Source organism: Paenibacillus durus (genome assembly GCF_000756615.1).
GTDB classification, from domain to species: domain Bacteria; phylum Bacillota; class Bacilli; order Paenibacillales; family Paenibacillaceae; genus Paenibacillus_AQ; species Paenibacillus_AQ durus.
In genome coordinates this window covers 3,361,553-3,383,049 of the sequence record NZ_CP009288.1, presented here as the reverse complement: position 1 = coordinate 3,383,049, position 21,497 = coordinate 3,361,553, and the positions used below count along the sequence as shown (strand labels likewise).

Here is a 21,497-nt window from a genome sequence, read left to right as displayed (position 1 = left end):
TATTCGGGTAGTATTATCCGAGTGTGGTTTTTTTGTTAATTTTAAGTTCTTTTTAAGGAAATGGGCGTATACTGTTTGTTTAAATGAGCTGAGGAGAGGGTAAGGATGCGTCATTATTTGCCCGGCAAACGGCTGGGAATCATGCTGCTGTCTTTTTTGATCGGCGGATTTATATTGAATTTCATTATGCAGGCTGCTTCGTTCAGCATGGATGTCGGAAGCGTTTTCGCTTGGATATCGAACTACTACTGGCTGTATGCTGCCGGCAGTCTGTTCTTTTTCTTCGTGCTGCTCGCTTTTGCGGCGGTTATTCCGAATTTGTACGCAGGTCCTTTAATTGCCTTTATCGCTTGTGTCATTCTGGGCATTGCTAATTATAAAAAGCTTACAACGACAGGGGAACCGCTGTTTCCGTGGGACCTTATGCTGGTCAAAAATGCTCAGGAGATGAGCAAGATTACCAAAGGCATGATTTCGCCGCTCACGCTTGTGCTGGCTGTGGTTCTCATTGCGGGTCTGATCTATCTGCTGCGCAAGCTTCCCAAGATCAGAATCGGACTGCCGCTGCGGGCAGGATTTACGATTATTTCGGCAATCATGATTGCCGGGTTTATCCTATTGGTCGACGGCCAGTCCACGCTTGCAACCTCCATTCACTATCAGAATATTTACTGGAACCAGAAAGTGAATTATACACAGAACGGATTTTTATTCGCTTTTACAGGCAATCTGAAACAGAATCTGATGGAGAAACCGGATAATTACAGCAAGGAAGCCATAACTAAAATCGCAGAAAAATACAGCGCGCTTCAGGGCAACAGCACTGCCGCAGCGCCAGCCGAGTCCCCCAATATTTTGTATATGATGGACGAAGCCTTCTTTGACCCGACGCGTCTTCCTACCTACACTTTCAGTGAAGACCCTTTGAAATTTATCCATCAGGAGCAGCAAAATACGCCGTCCGGCTATATGCTGTCACCCGAATTTGGCGGCAATACGGCCAATATCGAGTTTGAAGCGCTGACGGGCTTGTCGATGTATTTTCTCAATGACGGCTCCATTCCTTACCAGCAGCGGATCGTGAAAATGTCCTCACTGCCCTCGATCGTCAGCATCCTCAAAGATCGGGGATACCGGGCGCTCGCGCTTCATCCGTTCGATGAGACATTCTATAACCGGAACAAAGTGTACCCTGTTCTCGGGTTTGACCGGTTTACAAGCCAGGATCAAATGGCAAATGCCGAGCGCATCACACCGGACGGATATATCTCGGATATGGCCGCTGTTAAGGAAGCGGTGCGCGAGTTGGACAGCTCCGATCAGCCGACGTTCCTGCATCTGGTTACGATGCAGAATCATTTTCCGTTTGTCAAAGGCAATAACGGGCCGAATACGATAACGGTTAGCGGCGTGAAGCCGGAACGGAAGGACGAGCTTGAGACGTACGTCCAGGATGCGAAGCTGACCGACGAGGCGCTCGCCTATCTTGCCAAGGAGCTAAAGTCGTTGAAGCGGCCTACGGTTGCCGTATTTTGGGGCGACCATCTTCCAGCGCTCTCTGGGGACATCTATACGCAGGCGGGCTGGGATACGAATCCCAGACTGAAGCATGAGACGAAGCTGCTCTATATGGCCAATTTCGATATCGGCAAGCAGCCGTTGGGTACGCTCAGTCCCGCATTTCTCGGGCCGACTGTATTTGAACTGACGGGGCAAAAGATGCCGGCTTACTACAAGCTGCTGGACAAGGTGAAATCGGAGCTTCCCGGCTTAAGCAAAAGTGTACTGATCGGGCCCTCCGGCGTTGTCACCGGATTGAACGCGGAGCAGCAGGAGCTGTTGGATGATTACCGTTTAGTGGAGTACGACATGCTGGAAGGAGATAATTACTCGCAGGATTTGCTTTTTTAAAAAGGTAACCGGCAAAGCCCGCTGCCAGAGCTCTTACAATCCGCATATCCGCTGACGCTGCCTCATATTATGTTTTGGGGGAGCGCGGCAATTGTCCTTGGGAGAGGAAAACCGTCCGAACAGCCATCCTTGCTGAGGAATGGAGGCGGACGTAATGAGTCTGGACCAGCTCATTTCATTGCTCGTTCTTGTCGTTATGATTATAGAACTGGCTAACGGTAGGAAAAAATCATAACGCCATGCCCTTTTTGAAACCCGCAGCTATTGCGGGTTTTTCTTTTTGCAGGCTTTAGCATGAATACGCCATAAGAGCAAGATAAAAGCGCATATTCTTATTCTCCCAAGCTATAGTACGATAAAAAAGATTGTATCTAAATTTGGAGAAACGAGGGAGCGGAAATGATTAATGTAACGAAACTGCTTACCGGTATGAAGGGAGAAGGCGATGACCTTCGTTATACCGTTAAGCCGGGGCACAAACCGCATGGCGTTTCCGCGGGCAGAGGACCTGTCGTCGTATGGAATTCGACACGGGCATGCAACCTGACCTGCAAACATTGTTATGCAAATGCCTGTCCTGCCCATGATCCCGATGAAATGTCGACAGAGGAAGCGAAGGCGTTTATTGACGACCTGGCCGCATTCCAGGTTCCTGTCCTGCTTTTTTCCGGGGGAGAGCCACTGATCCGTAAAGATATTTTTGAGTTGATCTCTTATGCGTCAAGCAAAGGGCTGCGGCCGGTAATATCGACCAACGGCACTCTAATAACCAACGACAAGGCGAAACTGTTAAAAGAAGCAGGAATTAAATATGTCGGTGTAAGCCTGGATGGGCTGGAAGAGCGCCATGATGAGTTTCGCGGACGAAAGGGTTCCTTCGAGCAGGCGCTTCAAGGTATCCGCAACTGCTTATCCATCGGCCAGAAGGTAGGAGTCCGGTTCACCATCAGCAGACATACATACGAAGATCTGGATGGAGTCCTTGATTTGATCGAGCGGGAAAATATTCCACGGGCCTGCTTCTACCATCTCGTCTATTCCGGCCGCGGGAGCGCCCTGCAGCAGGAGGATGTTACCCATGAACAGTCCCGGCATGCTCTTGAACGGATTATGGCCAAGACGATAGACCTGCATGGTAAAGGCAAACAGGTTGAGCTGCTTACCGTAGATAACCATGCGGATGGAGTTTACTTATACCAGTGGATGAAGGAACACGACCCTGAGCGTGCGGATGAACTGCTTGGACTGCTTCGGAGAAACGGCGGCAACCGTTCCGGAATTGCCATCGGGTGTGTCGATTGGCACGGCAATGTCTATCCCGATCAGTTCACCAGAGATATCGAAATCGGCAATATCCGCAAGCAGAAATTCAGCGAGATCTGGCGCGACGCCGCTCATCCGCTAATGGCGGGCCTGCGCGACCGCAAACCGCTGCTGAAAGGACGCTGTAGTGAATGCAAATGGCTGGACGTCTGTAACGGAAATTTCCGCGCCCGGGCTTCGGTAAGCGGTGATTTCTGGGCGGAGGACCCATCCTGTTATTTAAGCGACCGCGAAATTGGAATCGTATAACACGGCAAAGGAAGGCTGATTACGCATGCTCGTTTCCTGGAATGTGACCAAGAAGTGCAACTTATACTGCGAACACTGTTATCGCGACTCTGGACCGGAATCTCCCGTAGAAGACCAGCTGACCACAGAAGAAGGCACCCGGCTCATTGATCAGATCAAGCAGGCCGGATTCAGGCTTCTCATCTTCAGCGGCGGCGAGCCCTTGATCCGCGAAGATCTTTGCGAATTGATCGCATATGCCTCATCCATCGGCCTTCGTCCCGCACTTGGCAGCAATGGCACACTTCTGACCGCCGCCAAAGCTGCCGAGCTCAAGGAAGCGGGGCTTGGGGGCATCGCGATCAGCATAGACAGCGCCACGCCGGAGTATCATAACCGGTTCAGGAATGCGCCGGAAGGCTGGCAGCAAGCATTGGAGGGCATTCGTTATGCCCGCGAAGCCGGGCTGAGAGTGCAAATTAACATGACGCTGACCGAGGGCAATATGGATGATTTCGAGCAGGTGGCTCAGCTTGCGGAGGAGCTGAAGGTTTCCTCTCTGCACCCGTTCTTTCTTGTTCCAACCGGACGAGCCGTCAATATTGAAGAGGACGGCTTGAAGCGGGAACGGTATTATTCGGTTCTGCGCAGTGTACTGTCCAAACAGAAATCAACCTCGCTTGAAATCAAGCCGACATGCGCTCCCCAGTTCATGCCGCTTGCCAAGAGCATGGGGCTTGAAATGCGGTACACGCGGGGCTGTCTCGCCGGGGTTGCCTATTGTTCGGTACTGCCGAATGGCGAGGTGCATATTTGCCCGTACCTGCCGGTCAAGGTGGGGAATGTTCGCGAGCAGCCTTTTGATGAAATATGGAGGGACAATCCGGTATTCCGGGATTTAAGGAACTTTGAGAAATATGAAGGAGAATGCGGCTCCTGTCCGGATGTCGGTATTTGCGGCGGCTGCCGGGCGAGATCGTACTATTACAGCGGCGGCAATTTCATGGCTGAAGAGCCGTGGTGTTACAAAAGATCGGCGGTGCTGTAGGCCGGGGAGGTGGAAACAGTGGAACTGGATGCGAAGGACCGGAAGCTGCTGAATCGGGTGCAGATCGAGCTTCCTCTGGTCAGACACCCTTGGAAGACTATTGCGGAGGAACTGGGATTACAGCAGGAAGATGTGCTGCTAAGGCTGGAAAGGTTGAAGAAAGAGGGATTCATCCGGCGGATCGGCGGGGTATTTAATCCGGCGGGGCTTGGATTTAGAGGCTGTCTGTATGCGATGACAGTACGGGAAGAGCTTTTTTATCAGACGGCTGCCGTTGTCAACAGCTTCAAAGGCGTTACTCATAACTACCGCCGGCGCAGCCGGCTCAATATGTGGTTTACGCTGACTTCCCGAACCGAGGAGGAACGGGGAGCCATTCTTGAAGCAATCTCAGAAGCGGCGGGCGGGCCGCGCCTCTACGAGTTTCCCTCCGAGCAGATATTCAAGCTGAAGGTCTTTTTGAATATGGAAGAAAAGGCTGCCGTATCAACCATTGCACCAGGTCCGAACCTAAATGGAGGCACAACCTTCAAACAGGAGCATTGTAAAATAGAGATTATGGATGTGCAGCTGATCCGCGAACTGCAGGGAGATCTTCCGTTGTCGCCCGAACCGTATACCGAGATTGCTTATAAGACAGGATGCAGCTTGGAGGAGTTGTTTCTGCGTTTGCAGACGCTGCAGGCAGGAGGAGCGCTCAGACGAATCGGAGCCGTTCTGAAGCATAGGGAAGCCGGCTTTTCAGCCAATGGCCTGTTCGTCAGCGTACTTCCTGAGGAGCAAATACCCGGGGCAGGGAAAAGGCTGGCCGGTTATGCGGAAGTCAGCCACTGCTACAAACGCCGGGAGCATCATGATTGGCCGTATAATCTGTACGCCATGATTCACGGATCAGACGAAGCATCTGTCCGGAAAGTTGCGGAGCATTTTGTACAGCAGGAAGGCATCAAGGATTACGACATTCTGTTCAGCACGGAAGAACTGAAGAAAACGAGCTTTTCGATCTAACCGCTGCATTTTAAAAAGGGCGAGGGATATCCATTATTATGAAACGCGGAGATCTGTACATCATATTGCTGGGACTGCTAATTGCCGGTTCCATTTACGGAATCAAATGGCTCCACATGGACCACAGCGCCTACAAACCGGGAGAGCTGATGGCTCGGATTACGGTGAACGGGAAGCTTTACAAGAACGTGGCATTAACCAAAGAAGTGCAAATTATCGACATCCAGACGGAATTTGGCCATAATACGCTCAAAGCCTTCGATTACGGGATTCAAATGACTTATTCCGATGCTCCAAAACGGATCGCGCTGGATATGGGGTTCATCTCCAAGCCTTATCAGCAAATTATCTGCATCCCGACCCGGGTTTATGTGGAAGTATTCAACCCGCACAAGCAGCCTTCAGACGATGAACTTGACGCAGTGATATGACGGGATCGTTTTACGCTTATTAATGGCTTATTATTTCTGTGAGAAACGACTGCCTTCTTCCCATGAGAACGGCGGAGCCGTTTCTTTTTACTTTTAGGACATATGTCCTTCCCAAAAAATCTCAGATATCATTTAATTAGGATCAGAGCTAACATCAGAGGAGAGGTTAAGAAATGAGAGGGCTGTTCTTTGCATTGTTGGGCGGGGCGTGTATTACGCTGCAGGGAGTGGCCAATTCCCGGATCAGTCAAGATATTGGAACCTGGCAGGCTGCCACAGTTACCCAGTTAACCGGGTTTATTATGGCCTTGCTGATCTTACTGTTCGTCCGGGACGGTAGACGCCAGGGGCTGGGGCAGGTTAAGCCGTTATATCTTATTGGCGGCGCGTTTGCGGCTGTCATTATTTTCAGCGAAGTGACGGCAATTCGCAAAGTCGGGGTTACTTTAACAATATCCGCGGTGCTGATTGCCCAGTTATGTCAGACCTTTTTAATTGATTCGAACGGATGGTTTGGCGTGGTGAAGCAAAAGATGAAGCTGCCGCAGTTCGTTGGCCTTGGAATGATGATCGCTGGTGTAATCATACTTGAATTTTGATAATATGATTACGCCGTAATTTAAGGACCACAAGGTCACAGGCTGGAGGTGAATGCGGATTATGAAAGAAATCCAGGATCATGAGCAGCTGCACTCTTTTTTACAAACTTATCAGTTGGAAACGATATTTAATGAGGCATTGATGCCGCATTTGTCGCTGTACCGCTTTGATCAGGGTGAACTGATCTGCTCCCAGGGAGAGCCTTCACAGGTTATGTACGTGCTTGTGAAAGGCAAGATTAAAGTATATACCACCTCCGAGGAGGGCAAAACCCTGATTATTTCGTTCAAGAAGCCGATTGAGGTGATCGGGGAAATTGAGTATATCCAGCATATCCCGATTATCCATACGGTGGAGGCGGTGTCGCCGGTCTATATGGTTGGCGTTCCTTATCGCATGCTTGAAAAATATGGATCAGACTACCCGCCGCTGCTGAACTTTTTACTGAAAGTCATCACCCGGAAGTTTTATGTGAAGTCTAACTTTTTAAACTTTAATATGATGCATCCGGTGGAGGTGCGGCTGGCCAGCTATCTGCTGTCGGTTTCCTATGACGATTCCGATTCCGAGATTCCGGGGCAGCTTAACAGCTTCCGCCTAATTGATGTAGCGAACTTTATTGGAACCAGCTACAGGCATCTAAACCGGATCATTCAAAAATTATGCACGGAAGGCCTGATTGAGCGCAGCAAAGGGTTTATCGTGGTTAAAGACAAGGATGGCTTAAGCGCGCTGGCCAATCAAAATATTTATGAATAGGAGGTATACGCGTAATGATTCAAGGGCTGTTACTCGCGCTCGTCGCAGGTTCGCTTGTAAGTATGCAGAATGTGTTTAACAGTAAAGTCAATGAACATACAGGGTCCTGGGCCACAACGGCTTTGGTGCTGGGAATGGGCTTTGCGGCTTCGCTGACTTTTGGCCTGATCTTTGAAGGGGGCCGGCTGTTCAGTCTGGAGAATATGAAGCCCTGGTACTGGATCAGCGGCGTAATCGGGGTGGGGGTCGTTATCTGTCTGACGCTGGGGATCCGGCTTCTTGGTCCTACGTATGCCATCTCCATCGTTCTGATCTCACAGCTCGGAAGCGCCCTATGGTGGGATTCGATGGGCTGGCTTGGCTTAAACAAAGTTCCTTTTACATTCAGACAGCTGCTCGGGGTGCTGGTCATTGTCGGCGGAATTTTGGTATTCAAATTAGGAGGCGGGCGTGTGCATCAGTCGGCTTCGGAAGAAACAAACGAGACTCCGCCATGCAAAATAAAGAATGAAGCGAGAGGCGCATAGGATGACAACCGTAATCGATAAAATCGCCTGGATATCCATGAATCAGGGCAAACTGTTATGCGCCCGTTCCCGAGGGAAGGATATCTACTACTTGCCCGGTGGAAAAAGAGAGTCCGGCGAGAGTGATACAGATACGCTGCTGCGGGAAATAGAGGAGGAGCTATCGGTTCGGATCAATCCCGAAACCGTCGCCTACTTCGGGACGTTTGAAGCGGAGGCTCACGGCAAGACTGGGGGGGTTCAGGTGAAAATGTCATGTTACACGGCCGAGTTCGAAGGAGAACTGCGTCCGGCTTCGGAAATCGGGGAATTGGCCTGGTTAACCTATAATGACCGGGGCCGTGTATCTGAAGTTACACAGATTATTTTTGATAAGCTGCATGAGATGGAGCGGCTGGACTGATCCTTCTGACATTGCAGGAGTAAAAACAAGACTTCGGAGTTCGGCTCCGAAGTCTTGTTTGTCTTTTGATTAATGATTCATACCAGCCATTCCCCCCATGATTTCCGGGTTGACCATACCAAATATCATCGCAATATGGGCCACAACGAGAAATCCGCTGACGAGGATAAAGTGAAGCTTCAATTTTCCTTCTGAGGAACGGTTGCGGGCGATTAGACCAAGATCAAGAAGGGCGAGGGGCAGTAAGAAGAATACACCGCTCAGGTAAAATCCTACAGCGACAACGTCCACCCAAGTGTGCCATTCTCCATTTACGGTTAAAGGAATAAACGCGGTGGGGAACAAGTAGAGAAAGATTCCTGTGAAATACAGTCCTGCGAGAATGCTGCAAATGCGGTTAAAGCTTCTCAGTCCGCCCTGCGTGTTTTTGCCAAAGAGGATAAAGAATTCGGTTACAGTGATCGTTTCGGCAAAGATCACGGGAATGGCCATGAATATAATCAAATTCCATGGCTGATTGTCCGCAAGCAAGGACATGTAATGCGTCATGCTCATTTTTTGATACTCCCCCAATAGAGATAGATTTAACTTATCCGGCTCATTGTATAAAAAATGTATGTGGAATTTATGAAGAACAAAGGATGGAGTGCGCTGATTGATTCGGGTTGGATTCTTTGTTAAGAGATATTCTTCACATTTTTGAGTGCCTGTTTTTGTCAGAATATATTGTATTGGCTACAGTTAATGATCTGGTACATCAGCAGATTACGAATGCGCATAAGTCATGGGGAAGAGTACATATTTCGGATGACGGCAATATTCTCCAGTATAACGGAAGAACATACAAGAATTATTCGCAGCATCTGAAGACCGAAACCCATGGCAGGAAAATAGGAGCAGACGGAGAGACCAGAACTTCATTTTACGAAATACCGGATATGGAAAGCGGCAAGTGGCTGGCAGTTCAAGACGATGAGCTGGCTTTTGCTTTTATATATAAAGGATTGAATGTTCCCGAAATCAGCCTGAAAGAGTTTAGCCCAACCGCCGTAGAGTTTAATGAGAACGGGAAGAAGATTAGTGATTCGGAAACAGTGTCAAAAGTAATAACAATGATTGAGACAAACGCTGCTTTCAATACACTGGACGATTACCGGCTGACCGATTCAAATATTACTTCTATTGAGCTGTACTCCGATAAGTATCCAAGCTTAATATATTTACCATGAACATTTAGCCCCCGGTAAAAATCCTTGTCCGGTTGGGGTCCCCGAGTGGTTCGCGACCGGACCAATCACCCCTAGAACAACGGCGACAGCAGCCGGGCGAAAATAATCTGCATTTTTTGTAACGTGCTGCGCTGTTCGAATTTCGACTGCAAAATCTCCTCGCTCACGCCAAGATCCCGGTAAAAATCTTGTACCAGGCGGTTAACGACCTTCCCGTCAAAAAAGACTGCATTGATTTCGAATTGGTTGCAAAAGCTGCGTATATCCATATTTGCGCTGCCGGAGAGCGCCAAGTCGTCGGAAATAATCAGTTTGGCATGGATAAACCCTTTCTGGTAGCCATAAAACCGGCCTCCCGCCTGAAGCAATTCCTGAACATAGGACAAAGTAGCGCAATAAACAAGGTTTTTATCAGGAACAGCCGGTATAATGATGCGAACGTCGACTCCTCTTGAGATGGCTGTTTTTAGAGCCAATAAGATGCCGGGATCGGGAATGAAATAGGGCGTCTCGATAAAAATCCGCCTCTTCGCCGAAACGATGAGGGAGAAAATAAGTTCCAGAATCATCTCGTCCGGGCCGCTTTTTACAATTTGTACAAGCTCATTCCCGTGTCTTTCCTGAATCGGATAATAGACGGGATCGGTTATGACTTGTCCTGTAACCAAGTGCCAATCGGTCAAAAATGTATATTGGACCCACAGTACCGCATCGCCTTTAATGCTAAAATGAGTGTCCCGCCAATAGCCGAATTTCGGATCTTCCCCCAAGTATTCATCTCCAATATTCAAGCCGCCGAAAAAGCCGATTTTGCCGTCCACCACCACGATTTTACGGTGATTTCGATAATTGAGCCGCTTATTGAAGAAAGAGGTTAGCAGAGGGAAAAAACACCCCGTTTCCACCCCGGCATCCCGCAGCCGTTTCAAATAGGCTTTTCCTAACCGGCGGCTTCCGATCCCGTCATAAATAAATCGTACTTTCACCCCTGCCTGCGCTTTCCGGGTCAACAATTGCTCAAACCTGATACCGAGACGGTCGTCGCGAATAATGTAGAACTCCACATGAATATGATGCTCGGAGGCGGCTATTGCATCCATCATTGCTTCAAAGGCTTTCTTTCCTTCGACGATAACCGCCGTTTCATTACAAGCCGTAATGGGGGCGACCGGTATTTTTTTAAGTAATGCATGTAAATTGTCATCTTGGACAAGAGTCTTCCCATGCAGCTCTTTCCGTACTCGCTGTCTGCATCGTTCAATGAGTTCGTCCTTTAATCGGTCCCAATGCCCTTTGTCTGTCCTCGAAAGAGCAGGGGGGCAAAGGTATTCTCTCGCTACAAATAAATACAGCACGAAACCGATTACCGGAAAAATAAACAAAACGATAAGCCAAACCACCGCTTTGTTAGGACGTTGATATTCGAAGATGATAACGAATGCGATTTGGATAATAAACAACAAGAGAGCCAAAACGATCCAAAGCAATGGTTTACTTCACCTCCTTGAAAGGGCATAAGCGGAAAAAAGACTCATGCCCGCTTCTACAGCAAAGCAGAGTCTTTTTTTCAAAAAGCGCTTCTCATTGTGAGATTATCTGAGGTCAGCCGAGAAAAACAGCTCATTATATAAGAAACCTTTTCTAAATCGGTTGATGACCTGTGAAGAAAATTCATTCTCCCGAAACAATTGAATGTATTCTTCTTCTTTCCGGATATACTCCCCATTGTCATAAAGATTCATAAACCAATTACTTAACGGTTTCTTTCGGCATAGACAAGGTTCCATAACGATGATTTTTCCGGTTGGTTTTAATATTCGCTTAAACTCCTTCATGTACTCTGTAATTTCTTCGGACGAAATATGGTGCAACACAGCGATGATGAGTATGTAATCGACAGACTCATTATCAACAGGAAGCATGCCGTTTTCAAGAACAAGAAATTTGTGAGTCGGATACAGCCGTCTCGCATAATGAATCCGTCCGGCGTCCGGATCGATGCCGAGATAGTGGTTCGGCTGAAACATCGAACAATTAGCCCCTGTACCCGAGCCAAAGTCAAGCACGACTTTGCCGTTAAACGCGAATCGGGTTTGGATTTGATCATGAATATATTTTTTGGTAAACCATTTCGGACGAACGAACCAATGGTAAAGCTGGGGTGAAGACGAAGTATTCAAAAGCTGCCACCATCTTTCCTGAAATTGAAGTCAACGACAATAATCTACCCCTTCAATCCGGGAAAAATTCAATAAAATTTTACATAATCATATCCCTAATTGGGCATTTTTATTTTTATCTTGCTAACCATTCGAGAGGGGAAAATTCAGTATGAGAATAACCGTTATTTTGACAATCGGCCTAACTTTAATCATGTCACTTACCGGATGCCAAGCGAAATCGGGAATGAACGTTGATATGCGATCCGAAACCGAGTTCAAGACAGCATCAGCGGGCAATAAGCCCATCGTAGCCATTATCATCGATTCTCTGATGGACAAGCCTTTGCAGGAAGCACTGAAACAGGGTAAAGCGCCGGCCTTGAAATATCTGATTGATCACGGGCGATATTTTCCTAAAGTTGTCAGTTCTTTTCCAACCATGTCCGTAACGATTGACAGCACTTTATTAACGGGTGTGTACGCGGATAAGCATCATGTTCCGGGGCTGGTGTGGTACTGTGACCATGAAAAGCGGATGATCTTTTACGGCAATGGGCCAAAAGAGGCTTTGAAGATCGATCAACTGCAAGTATTAACGGACAGCGTATATCAGTTGAACCAGGTTCAAGTGAGCAAAAAAGTGAAGACCATTCATGAGGAATTGGCCGACTCAGGCAAACATTCGGCTTCGATCAACGCAGTTATTTACAGAGGAAGAACGGAACGGAATCTGCAAGTACCCCAAACGATGGCGAAAACTACACGGCTGCCGGAGCATTATAAAGTTAACACGCCGGAGTTGTTTTCGCTTGCCGCGTTCACTCATCTAAATCCGGAAAATTCCCTGCATACGGCCTTATGGGAAAAGTACGGTATGAACGACAAGTTCACAGCCCGGGACATTGCTTATCTGGTAAAGAACGGGAAGCTTCCGGAAGTAACGATCGCATATTTTCCGGGAAACGATAGCGTTCATCACCGAAAAGGCTCGATGGCGCTCCAAGGTATTGAAAGGGCTGACCGGGCGCTGCAGCACGTTCTCGATTCATACGGATCATGGGAGGAGGCGGTGAAAAGAACCACTTGGATGATTCTGGGGGACAGCGCTCAAAGTGATGTATTGGAAAATCGGGACGAATTCAAAGTGGATTTGCGCCCTCTTCTGAACGGGTACCGCATCGCCAAGCTTGACCGGCCGGTCGGACAAGACGACCAAATCGTCATCGCGGCTAACGAACGGATGGCCTACATTTACGCCCTCTCGCCCAGTCTAAAGCTTTCTGAGATCGTGAAAGGGTTACAAACGGAAGCCAAACTCGACATTATAGCGGTAAACCAGGATCATTCGGTACGGCTTACGGCTGGAGGACAAGGTGATAACGTTCTGTCCTATCGTCCAGGAGGACCATATTTGGATGAGTACGGGCAAAAATGGTCGCTGTCGGGCGATCCCAGGCTCGCGGACATTTCCCTCAGTGAACATCGGATTAAATACGGAAAATACCCGGACGTGCTGGCCCGATTATATGGTGCGCTCCATTCCCATGAAGGACGATATGCCGTCGTCACGGTGAAACCGGGATACGAATTGGCTGGTGAAAGCTCTCCCACCCATCGCGGAGGAGGAGCACACGGATCGCTGCATGAGGCGGATTCCATCGTCCCTCTCATTGTTGCCGGAACGGATTCACAGCCGAAACATCTAAGAATCGTTGACTTGAAAGACTGGATTCTCCAGATGGCTGACCGATATTCGCTTAGGCAGAGTTGACTAATCAATCTCTAGCTTATCCCTGTAAGCCTGAGGGTGGAGTTGCCAATTAGCGGCTTGGGGCCAAAGGTATAAGCATGCACCGAAGGTCTAGAGGAAATATTGGATGGATAGGGATGGAGAACTGTTCTATGCTTGTCGCATAATGTCGAAACATCCGTGGATTTTTCCGAACGGGATAACCGGGACTTCAGTGTGACATACTCTAGCCATATTGCGCATGAAAGCGCTCTCTGTTACTTTATCAATAGAATAGTATATTTTTACAAAAAATGCATCCGATTGATGGTCATACTCCAAAAGCCGGGAGGGATCGCTATTGATCGACAACAAGCCTTCAGGGGCAAATATGGGCGGCCAGCATACCTTTTCCGTACCCTCGATTTCGCTTCCAAAGGGCGGTGGAGCGATAAGGGGCATTTCCGAGAAATTTGCCGCCAATCCGGTCACCGGCGCTGCATCGATGGCCATTCCCCTTGCGTTCAGCCCCGGCCGCTCAGGCTTCGGACCTCAGATTTCGCTTCAGCACGACTCCGGTATAGGAAACGGACCGTTTGGTTTCGGCTGGACTCTCTCCATTCCTTCCATCTCTAGAAAAACAGACAAAGGTTTGCCTCGTTATCAGGACGCCGAAGAATCGGACGTCTTTTTACTCTCTGGTGCAGAAGATCTGGTGCCGGTTCTCCGTCCCGACGGAAGCCGCTATGAAGAATCGTCGGAGGGCTATACGATTCACAGGTACCGCCCCCGCATCGAAGGAACGTTTGCGCGCATCGAGCGATGGACTGACAGAGCGACGGGCCAGATTCATTGGTGTACCTATACTCCAGACAATGCCGCCGCTGTATATGGCCGAACGGAGAACAGTCAAATCGCCGATCCGGACGAACCCGCGCATGTGTACTCCTGGCTTCTTTGCGAAAGCCGGGACGACAAGGGGAATGCCGCCTTGTATGAGTATGCGGAGGAGAATGACACGAACGTTGACTTCACTCTGGCCAACGAGTCCAACCGCATGCGTACAGCCAACCGTTATTTGAAGCGTGTCAAATATGGCAACAGAGTTCCGCTTACGCTTCAGCCGGATTTGAACGCGGCGGAGTGGCTGTTCGAAGCGGTCTTCGACTATGAGGAAGGCCACTTTGAAGATCTCGGTCCTATAAATGCTTCGGATCACGCTGAAGAGAAGGATCATATCGGTGAACAGCGGCTGGTTCTCGCTTCACTAGATTCAGGCTCCGAATGGGCGGCGCGGCCGGACCCGTTCTCGTTCTACCGCGCCGGGTTTGAGGTGCGTACCTACCGCCGCTGCCGCCGCATGCTTATGTTCCACCGCTTCGCGGAGCTTGGCAGCGAGCCGTGTCTCGTACGCTCTACGGAGTTTGAATATGCGGACTTCGACTATGGCTCCGCGCAGATCGTGCCGGCCGAATCCGAGCTTGCGCATCAGGGCAGCACGCGCGCGGCGTCCTTTCTCCGCGCTGTTACACAATCCGGCTATATCCGTGATGAGAGCCGGCCTGTGACCATGCGAAACGGAGCTATCTATGTCTCCTATATTCAACAATCGATGCCTCCGGTAGAGTTCGAATACAGCAAGTTGGATATCCGGCAGGACATACGGGAACTGGAGCCGGAAAGCATAGAATACCCGCCGCCGGGATTCGGTGCTGCGCCCTCACGGTGGGTGGATCTGGACCGGGAGGGACTGCCAGGCATCCTGACGGAACATGGCGGCGGCTGGTTCTACAAGCCCAATTTGGGCGGGGGGCGCTTCGGCCCGCAGGAAATCGTTGCCCCAAGGCCCGCCGCTGCGGATCTTCTTCACGGACGGCAGGGGCTGCTGGACATCGAGGGGAACGGCCGGATCGGACTTGCTGTGCTGGACGGTCCCGCGCCGGGAGTGTACGAACGAACCGGGGATAGGAATTGGGAGCCGTTCTCGCCTTTCCGGCGGCGGCCGAATATCTCCTGGGATGATCCGAACCTCTGCTTCATTGATCTGGACGGCGATGGCCGCGCCGACGTGCTGATTACAGAGAACGAGGCTTTCACATGGTATCCGTCGCTGGGAAAAGAAGGGTTCGGCCCTGCCCGTTCGGTTCGGCAGCCTTCCAGCGAGGAGCCGGGTCCGCGGCTCGTACTTGCGGATGGGGAGCAGTCGATTTATTTGGCGGATCTGTCCGGCGACGGACTCACTGACCTTGTACGTATCCGCAACGGCGAAATTTGTTATTGGCCTAACCGGGGCTATGGCCGCTTCGGCGCAAAGGTAGTGATGGACGGCGCCCCCCGGTTCGACCTTCCCGGCCAATTCGATCAGGCGCGCATCCGCCTTGCCGATCTCGATGGTTCAGGCATTACCGACCTTGTCTATTTCGCGCGGGAGGGCGTGCGCCTCTACTTCAACCAGTCGGGTAATCGCTGGAGCATTCCGGTTCAGCTTGACGATCTTCCCCTGACGGGAGAGGAACTCTCCTCTGCAGCGGCCGTCGATTTGTTGGGGAATGGGACGGCTTGTCTTGTATGGAGCTCGTCCATGCCTGGAGAGGCACGCCGGAGCCTCCGCTACATCGATTTGACGGGCGGCCGGAAGCCGCATTTGCTGGTTAGGTCAATCAATAATCTTGGAGGCGAAACGGAAGTTCAATACGCGCCTTCAACAGCGTTTTATCTAGCTGACAAGCTCGCCGGGAGGCCTTGGGCTACCAAGCTTCCTCTTCCCGTTCATGTGGTCGAGCGTGTGGAGACCCGGGATCACATTACCGGTTACCGTTTTGTCAACCGCTACGTTTACCATCACGGTTATTTTGATGGCGACGAGCGCGAGTTCCGCGGCTTTGCCATGGTGGAGCGGCTGGATACCGAATCGTGGACCGGGAATGAGGCGGGAGAGGGGGAAGACGAGGGAAGCGGTGCCGCTGCAATCAACCAGCCGCCGGTTACGACGCGCACATGGTATCATACGGGCGCCTGCTTCGACCGGGAACGTGTTCTTCATCAGCTGCGGGGAGAATATTACCGGGGCGAGCCGTTTACGCCAGAGTCGATGCTGCCGCCGGAGCTGGATGACCGGGAATGGAAGGAATGCCTGCGGGCGCTGAAAGGGCTCCCGCTGCGGCGGGAGGTGTACAGCTTCGATGGATCGGAACAGGCCCCGCATCCGTACAGCGCGGAGGAACACAATTACGAGATTCGGTTGATTCAACGGCATGGGGAGCAGAGGCACGCGGTATGTCTCCCTATCGGCTGTGAGTCCCTTTCCGTACATTACGAACGCAATCCGGAGGACCCGCGCATCGCCCACATGCTGAATTTGGAGACGGATGAATACGGGAACTCACTCAAATCCTGCTCGGTCGTATATGGCCGCAGCACCGCTGATCCAGCGCTGCCTGCAGAAGTGACCGCCGGGCAGCAGCGCCTTTATATCGCTTACGCGGAGACGGATTATACCGCCGATATCGACCGGACAGTCCCTGTTTCCGCATACCGGCTGCGAGCACCATTTGAGTCGAGAAGCTATGAAATAACGGGCCTGGCCCCCGCTACCGGATTGTTCCGATTAGCGGAGATCAGGATGGGGATTGCCGGAGCTGCCGCGATTCCCTACGAAGCGCAGGCCAGCGGCTTGGCGCCACAGAAACGTCTGTTGTCGAGAACCCGGACGGTGTATGCCGATGATCATTTGAATCCGCTTCCGCCAGGGCGTCAGGACACGCTCGGGCTGGTTCATCAAAGCTTTAGGCTTGCTTTTACACCGGGAGCTATTGCAACCTGCTACGTGGGGAACGTAAGCGAAGCTGATTGTATTCAGGCAGGTTATGTGCACCTGGATGGGGATGAGAACTGGTGGATTCGATCCGGCACCGCGTTGTATCCCACCGATCCTGCCGCTCATTTCTATATTCCCATCGGAATGAAGGATCTCTTCGGAGTGGAGACGAACGCCGATTATGATGGGTATGATCTGCTCGTGGAGCGGGTTAAGGTCAAACAGGTAGCCTGGAATGAAAGCATCGCAGTCAACGACTACCGCGTGCTGGGTGCGGTGATGTTGACCGATCCCAACAAAAACCGCGCCGCCGTGGAGATGGACGCTCTGGGAGTCGTCGTCAAATCCGCTGCCATGGGGAAGGAGGGAGGCGGAGACGGCGATTCGCTGGACGATCCGACCATACGGGTGGAATACGATCTGTATCAATGGATGAAAGGCCGCAAGCCTAATTATGTCCGCATGCTTGCCCGCGAGCTGCACGGCCCAGCCAATCCAAGGTGGCAGGAAAGCTACGTGTACTCGGACGGGAACGGGAGCGTGGTTATGATCAAGCGGCAGGCCAATCCCGGCAAGGCCCTGCGGGCGAGTCCGGGCGGCATCATCTTGGAGGTGGACGCCAATCCGCGCTGGATCGGCAGCGGCCGGACGATTCTGAACAACAAGGGCAACCCTGTCAAGCAGTATGAGCCTTACTTCAGCGCGACGCACGAGTATGAAGACGAGCGGGGCCCCCGGGAAATCGGTGTGACCCCGATCCTCTATTACGATCCTCTCGGGCGCAACCTGCGGACGGAGTACCCAAACGGCACTTATACCAGGGTCGAATTTGATCCATGGCATCAGAAGATTTACGATGCCAACGATACCGTCACAGACAGCGGATGGTATGCCAAGCGGGGGAGTCCGGACCCGGCGGCCGAGCCGGAGCCGCAGAATAATCCCGAGCGGCGCGCCGCCTGGCTTGCGGCCAAGCATGCGAACACGCCTGGAATCATCCGCCTCGACAGCCTGGGCCGTCCATTCTATACGGTGACCGACTATGGAGGCGGCAGGACCGCGGCCGTCCGTTCGGAGAGCGATCTGACGGGCCGTCTCACCAGAGTGTTCGACCAACTGGGGCGAGAGGCCGCAAGCGGATTTGTCAGCATGGCCGGTTCTCCCGTCTTTGGAGAAAGCGCAGAGAAAGGGCGCCGCTGGATTTTTCAGAATGCGGCGGGCGCAATAGTAAGGACCTGGGATGAGCAGGGCCGTCATTTTCGCACCGAATACGATTCTCTTCAACGTCCCGTCGGCATCTATGTACAGGAAGCAGGACAGTCGGAAATTCTGTTCAGCTATATGGTATATGGCGACCGGTATCCCGATGGTGAACAGCTGAACCTGCTGGGGGCGGTCCATCAGATTTTCGATCAGGCCGGTATGGTGCGGCTGGCGGAGGCGGATTTTAAAGGCAATCCCAAGCGGGTGGAACGAATTCTGTCCAGCGATTACAGCCAAAATTTAAATTGGGATATATTGTTGAATCAACCCGATTATACCGCTATTCAGGCGGCGGCAAACGCCGCGCTGGACACGAGTGAGGTCTTTCGGGCTTCCGCAGATTACGACGCTCTGAATCGCCCGACTCTGGTGACTCTCCCGGATCGCACCGTCGTCAAGCCTGTATACAATGAAGCGAGTGTTCTGGCTTCGCTTTCGGCGCAGATCGGTGGACAGGGCACTTTTATCGAGTTCCTGAAAGAGCAGGACTACGACGCAAAGGGCCGCCGTCTGAATGCGCTTTACGGAAATGAGGCGTGCAGCCGGTATTTCTATGATCCCAAAAGCTTCCGTCTGCTGGGCCTGGTAACCTTCGGGTCCGGTGATGACCCGAATACCGGGGCGCTGCAAAATCTGCATTACAGCTATGATCCGGTTGGCAATATTACACACATCAAGGATGAGGCCCGGCAAACGCATTATTTCAACAACGCTGTCGTCCATCCCGACAGCTTGTTCGAGTACGATGCGGCCTATCAGCTGATCCGGGCAGCCGGGCGCGAGCATGCCGGCGGCGTCAATGACGGAATCCGGACGGATGCCGATCTTGACTTTGTACCGCATCTGCCTCATTCCAATAACACGGAAGCCGTGCGCAGATACACCGAGGAGTATGAGTACGACCTTTTAGGAAATATTACGGTGCTGCGTCATCGTTATGCGGCCCAGGCGGGCATTGGCAGCGGCTGGACACGCCGTTACAAATATGGCTATGAGAATGATGCGGCCAATTCCACCAACAGGCTGGTTTCAACTAGCATGCCGGGTGATCCGGAACCGGGTCCATACAGTGGGAACTACAACTATGATGCCTTCGGCAACATGACCAAGATGCCGCATTTGGTGAGCCTGAGCTGGAATTTCCTCGATCAGTTGCAGAAGGCGGATTTGGGCGGCGGCGGCATGGCGCATTACGTCTATGATCTGGGAGGACAGCGAATCCGCAAAGTAATCGAGCGGGGCGGGAACCTGAACCTGGAGTGGATTTACCTGGGCGCGGTCCTGATCTGCAGGCGCAGGCGGAGAGATACGGGCGAGCTTCGCTTCGAGCGCTGGACGGTTCATCTTAGCGACAACACCGGGATTATCGCGCGGGCCGATACCAAGACCCGGGACGAGGACGGCAGCGATCCTGCCAATCCGCTGAACCTGCCGTTAATTCGTTACCTCTACTCCAATCATCTGGGCTCAGCGGTGCTTGAGACGGACGAAGACGGCAATCCCGTTTCCTACGAGGAGTACCATCCCTACGGGACCACGGCGTACCGCCTGGCGAAGCCCGGATATGACCTGAGTCTGAAGCGGTACCGCTTCAGCGGCAAGGAACGCGATGAGGAGACGGGCCTGTACTATTTCGGGGCGAGATATTACGCACCGTGGCTGGGAAGGTGGACAAGCAGCGACCCTGCCGGATTTGCAGCCGGATTGAACCTTTATCGCTATTGTTCGAATAATCCGGTCATGTGGCGTGATCCCAATGGCACAGAGGAGCAGCATACCGATTATTTGCTCAAGGATCTCGGTCTGGAGGGAGTTACGGATCCCAAGGAGTTCTCAAGCAAGCTTAGAGCCAGCGGCTATGACTTTACCGGCTATGACGATAATGGCAAGGCGGTAAGCCCTGACGCTTCAGGCAAAGGCGTAGGATTGGCCAAACGCGCCGGTGATAACTGGGATGTCGGCCGTTGGTTGAAAATACCCGGTACAGGCGATGGGACTAACGGACAGAACAGTTCTCCTGGCGCCGGGAAGGCGCCCCCGGGCGAAGCTGACAGCAAAGCGCCTCCACCCGATAAGCCGAAGACGGGAAGTCTTGGCAGCGGCGGCACTGAGCTAAGTCTCGCTGCTCCGGAAGCCGAGCTGTTTATATGGAAGCATTCATTCAAAAACGAAGGATTAAGCGGGAGCCGAAGAGGGTTCATTCTTCAAAATATGTATACCAATAATCCCCGTGTCTGGCAGACGGATAATGTGAAGGACTTTGACTTTGAACCGCCGGGCGGGAACAAGGTTCAGCAAATCAAATCTACGGACAGTACGGACGCCAAATACATCAGGCAGTTTACAAGAGATGCGACCCGGGCCGCAAGCGACGCGGTCACCGCCAATCCAACCGGGACAATGGCCGGAAAAAGACCGCAAGCGGTCATGATCGCTCCGACGGACGCCCCCAAGTCAGTGGAAACAGCCGTCGATGGGGCGCTGGCAGGCGCGCGCAAGCCAATACCCAACAATCCGCTTGATCCTCAGTATGTGAGGGGACTGCCCGGCTTGATTGGAACAGCCGGAAAGGTTCTGACGGTGGTGGGAACGGGATTGTCGGCCTTTTCGCTAGGTGCGGATATCGCGAGGGGCGACGCAGCCATGGGTGTTGGGGACGCGCTTGGAACGGTGGGCGGCGGACTGGAGATATACGCAATGACCACTGCGGGTGCTACAGTTGCAGGCTTTAGCGCATTAACTGTCGGGGTAGCTATTGGAGGCTTGGGCATAGCGGTTACATCAGGAGTAAGCGGATACAGAGCTTATCAGGCGGGTGACATGAAGGGTGCGGTAGCCGGGGGCGTAGGGGTCCTTGCCGGTCTGGCCATCGCGGCCGGAGCGATAGGAATATTGGCGGGAGTCGCGGGGGCGCCGCTGCTGCTTGCCGCTGGAGCCATTGCCGCTATCGGAGTCGGCATATTTCATGCCGGTCGTTTCTTCGATCTATGGTAGGGAGTGCAATAGATAATCGGTTGCATGGACCAAACAATGCAAGGCTTAAGAAACGGAGGATAAGC

The 21,497-nt window shown here is 51.9% G+C and carries 15 protein-coding genes; 12 read left to right on the top strand and 3 right to left on the bottom strand.

Features of this window, described 5'->3' with window-relative positions:
- The first annotated feature begins 105 nt into the window (after positions 1-105).
- The 9 genes from PDUR_RS14250 (at position 106) to PDUR_RS14210 (ending at position 8,238) form a co-directional block, all read left to right on the top strand.
- A complete protein-coding gene (locus tag PDUR_RS14250) occupies positions 106-1,911 on the top strand; it encodes an LTA synthase family protein (protein ID WP_042206850.1) in 1,806 nt (601 codons plus the stop codon).
- A gap of 399 nt (positions 1,912-2,310) precedes the next feature.
- Positions 2,311-3,483, top strand: a complete 1,173-nt coding sequence (locus PDUR_RS14245; RefSeq protein ID WP_042206849.1) for a radical SAM/SPASM domain-containing protein — start codon at positions 2,311-2,313, stop codon at positions 3,481-3,483.
- A 25-nt stretch (positions 3,484-3,508) separates the two neighbouring features.
- A complete protein-coding gene (locus tag PDUR_RS14240) occupies positions 3,509-4,510 on the top strand; it encodes a radical SAM/SPASM domain-containing protein (protein WP_042206848.1) in 1,002 nt (333 codons plus the stop codon).
- Positions 4,511-4,528: 18 nt separating this feature from the next.
- Complete coding sequence (gene ahbB / locus PDUR_RS14235; RefSeq protein WP_042206847.1) at positions 4,529-5,518, top strand: siroheme decarboxylase subunit beta; 990 nt, start codon at positions 4,529-4,531, stop codon at positions 5,516-5,518.
- A gap of 38 nt (positions 5,519-5,556) precedes the next feature.
- Complete coding sequence (locus PDUR_RS14230) at positions 5,557-5,949, top strand: NusG domain II-containing protein (protein ID WP_042206846.1); 393 nt, start codon at positions 5,557-5,559, stop codon at positions 5,947-5,949.
- Positions 5,950-6,122: 173 nt separating this feature from the next.
- Complete coding sequence (locus PDUR_RS14225) at positions 6,123-6,548, top strand: DMT family transporter (RefSeq protein ID WP_042206845.1); 426 nt, start codon at positions 6,123-6,125, stop codon at positions 6,546-6,548.
- Between the two features lie 61 nt (positions 6,549-6,609).
- A complete protein-coding gene (locus PDUR_RS14220) occupies positions 6,610-7,308 on the top strand; it encodes a Crp/Fnr family transcriptional regulator (RefSeq protein ID WP_042206844.1) in 699 nt (232 codons plus the stop codon).
- A 14-nt stretch (positions 7,309-7,322) separates the two neighbouring features.
- Positions 7,323-7,835, top strand: a complete 513-nt coding sequence (locus PDUR_RS14215) for a DMT family transporter (protein ID WP_042206843.1) — start codon at positions 7,323-7,325, stop codon at positions 7,833-7,835.
- 1 nt (position 7,836) lies between these two features.
- Positions 7,837-8,238 carry an NUDIX hydrolase gene (locus PDUR_RS14210; RefSeq protein WP_042206842.1) on the top strand — a complete coding sequence of 134 codons (402 nt, stop codon included), beginning with the start codon at positions 7,837-7,839 and terminating at the stop codon, positions 8,236-8,238.
- 69 nt (positions 8,239-8,307) lie between these two features.
- Here the strand turns inward: PDUR_RS14210 and PDUR_RS14205 are convergent, their stop codons facing one another.
- Positions 8,308-8,793 carry a DUF6803 family protein gene (locus tag PDUR_RS14205; protein WP_042206841.1) on the bottom strand — a complete coding sequence of 162 codons (486 nt, stop codon included), beginning with the start codon at positions 8,791-8,793 and terminating at the stop codon, positions 8,308-8,310.
- Positions 8,794-8,969: 176 nt separating this feature from the next.
- Here PDUR_RS14205 and PDUR_RS14200 point away from each other — a divergent pair, with 176 nt between their 5' ends.
- A complete protein-coding gene (locus PDUR_RS14200; RefSeq protein WP_156130466.1) occupies positions 8,970-9,467 on the top strand; it encodes a hypothetical protein in 498 nt (165 codons plus the stop codon).
- 71 nt (positions 9,468-9,538) lie between these two features.
- Here the strand turns inward: PDUR_RS14200 and cls are convergent, their stop codons facing one another.
- Together cls and PDUR_RS14190 are read right to left on the bottom strand one after the other, a co-directional pair.
- Positions 9,539-10,954, bottom strand: a complete 1,416-nt coding sequence (cls, locus tag PDUR_RS14195) for a cardiolipin synthase (protein ID WP_042206839.1) — start codon at positions 10,952-10,954, stop codon at positions 9,539-9,541.
- 105 nt (positions 10,955-11,059) lie between these two features.
- Complete coding sequence (locus PDUR_RS14190; RefSeq protein WP_233277377.1) at positions 11,060-11,647, bottom strand: class I SAM-dependent methyltransferase; 588 nt, start codon at positions 11,645-11,647, stop codon at positions 11,060-11,062.
- A gap of 151 nt (positions 11,648-11,798) precedes the next feature.
- Here PDUR_RS14190 and PDUR_RS14185 point away from each other — a divergent pair, with 151 nt between their 5' ends.
- Complete coding sequence (locus PDUR_RS14185; RefSeq protein ID WP_042206838.1) at positions 11,799-13,400, top strand: alkaline phosphatase family protein; 1,602 nt, start codon at positions 11,799-11,801, stop codon at positions 13,398-13,400.
- Between the two features lie 319 nt (positions 13,401-13,719).
- Positions 13,720-21,432: a SpvB/TcaC N-terminal domain-containing protein gene (locus tag PDUR_RS14180; protein WP_052410229.1), complete on the top strand. Its 7,713-nt coding sequence runs from the start codon at positions 13,720-13,722 to the stop codon at positions 21,430-21,432.
- Positions 21,433-21,497: the final 65 nt, after the last annotated feature.

Bases quoted from the DNA above. Each gene is read 5' to 3' on its own strand.
- PDUR_RS14230 (WP_042206846.1), top strand. From the start codon at position 5,557: ATGAAACGCGGAGATCTGTACATCATATTGCTGGGACTGCTAATTGCC.
- PDUR_RS14245 (WP_042206849.1), top strand. From the start codon at position 2,311: ATGATTAATGTAACGAAACTGCTTACCGGTATGAAGGGAGAAGGCGAT.
- PDUR_RS14215 (WP_042206843.1), top strand. From the start codon at position 7,323: ATGATTCAAGGGCTGTTACTCGCGCTCGTCGCAGGTTCGCTTGTAAGT.
- PDUR_RS14220 (WP_042206844.1), top strand. From the start codon at position 6,610: ATGAAAGAAATCCAGGATCATGAGCAGCTGCACTCTTTTTTACAAACT.
- PDUR_RS14225 (WP_042206845.1), top strand. From the start codon at position 6,123: ATGAGAGGGCTGTTCTTTGCATTGTTGGGCGGGGCGTGTATTACGCTG.
- PDUR_RS14185 (WP_042206838.1), top strand. From the start codon at position 11,799: ATGAGAATAACCGTTATTTTGACAATCGGCCTAACTTTAATCATGTCA.
- PDUR_RS14250 (WP_042206850.1), top strand. From the start codon at position 106: ATGCGTCATTATTTGCCCGGCAAACGGCTGGGAATCATGCTGCTGTCT.
- PDUR_RS14240 (WP_042206848.1), top strand. From the start codon at position 3,509: ATGCTCGTTTCCTGGAATGTGACCAAGAAGTGCAACTTATACTGCGAA.
- PDUR_RS14210 (WP_042206842.1), top strand. From the start codon at position 7,837: ATGACAACCGTAATCGATAAAATCGCCTGGATATCCATGAATCAGGGC.
- PDUR_RS14205 (WP_042206841.1), bottom strand. From the start codon at position 8,793: ATGAGCATGACGCATTACATGTCCTTGCTTGCGGACAATCAGCCATGG.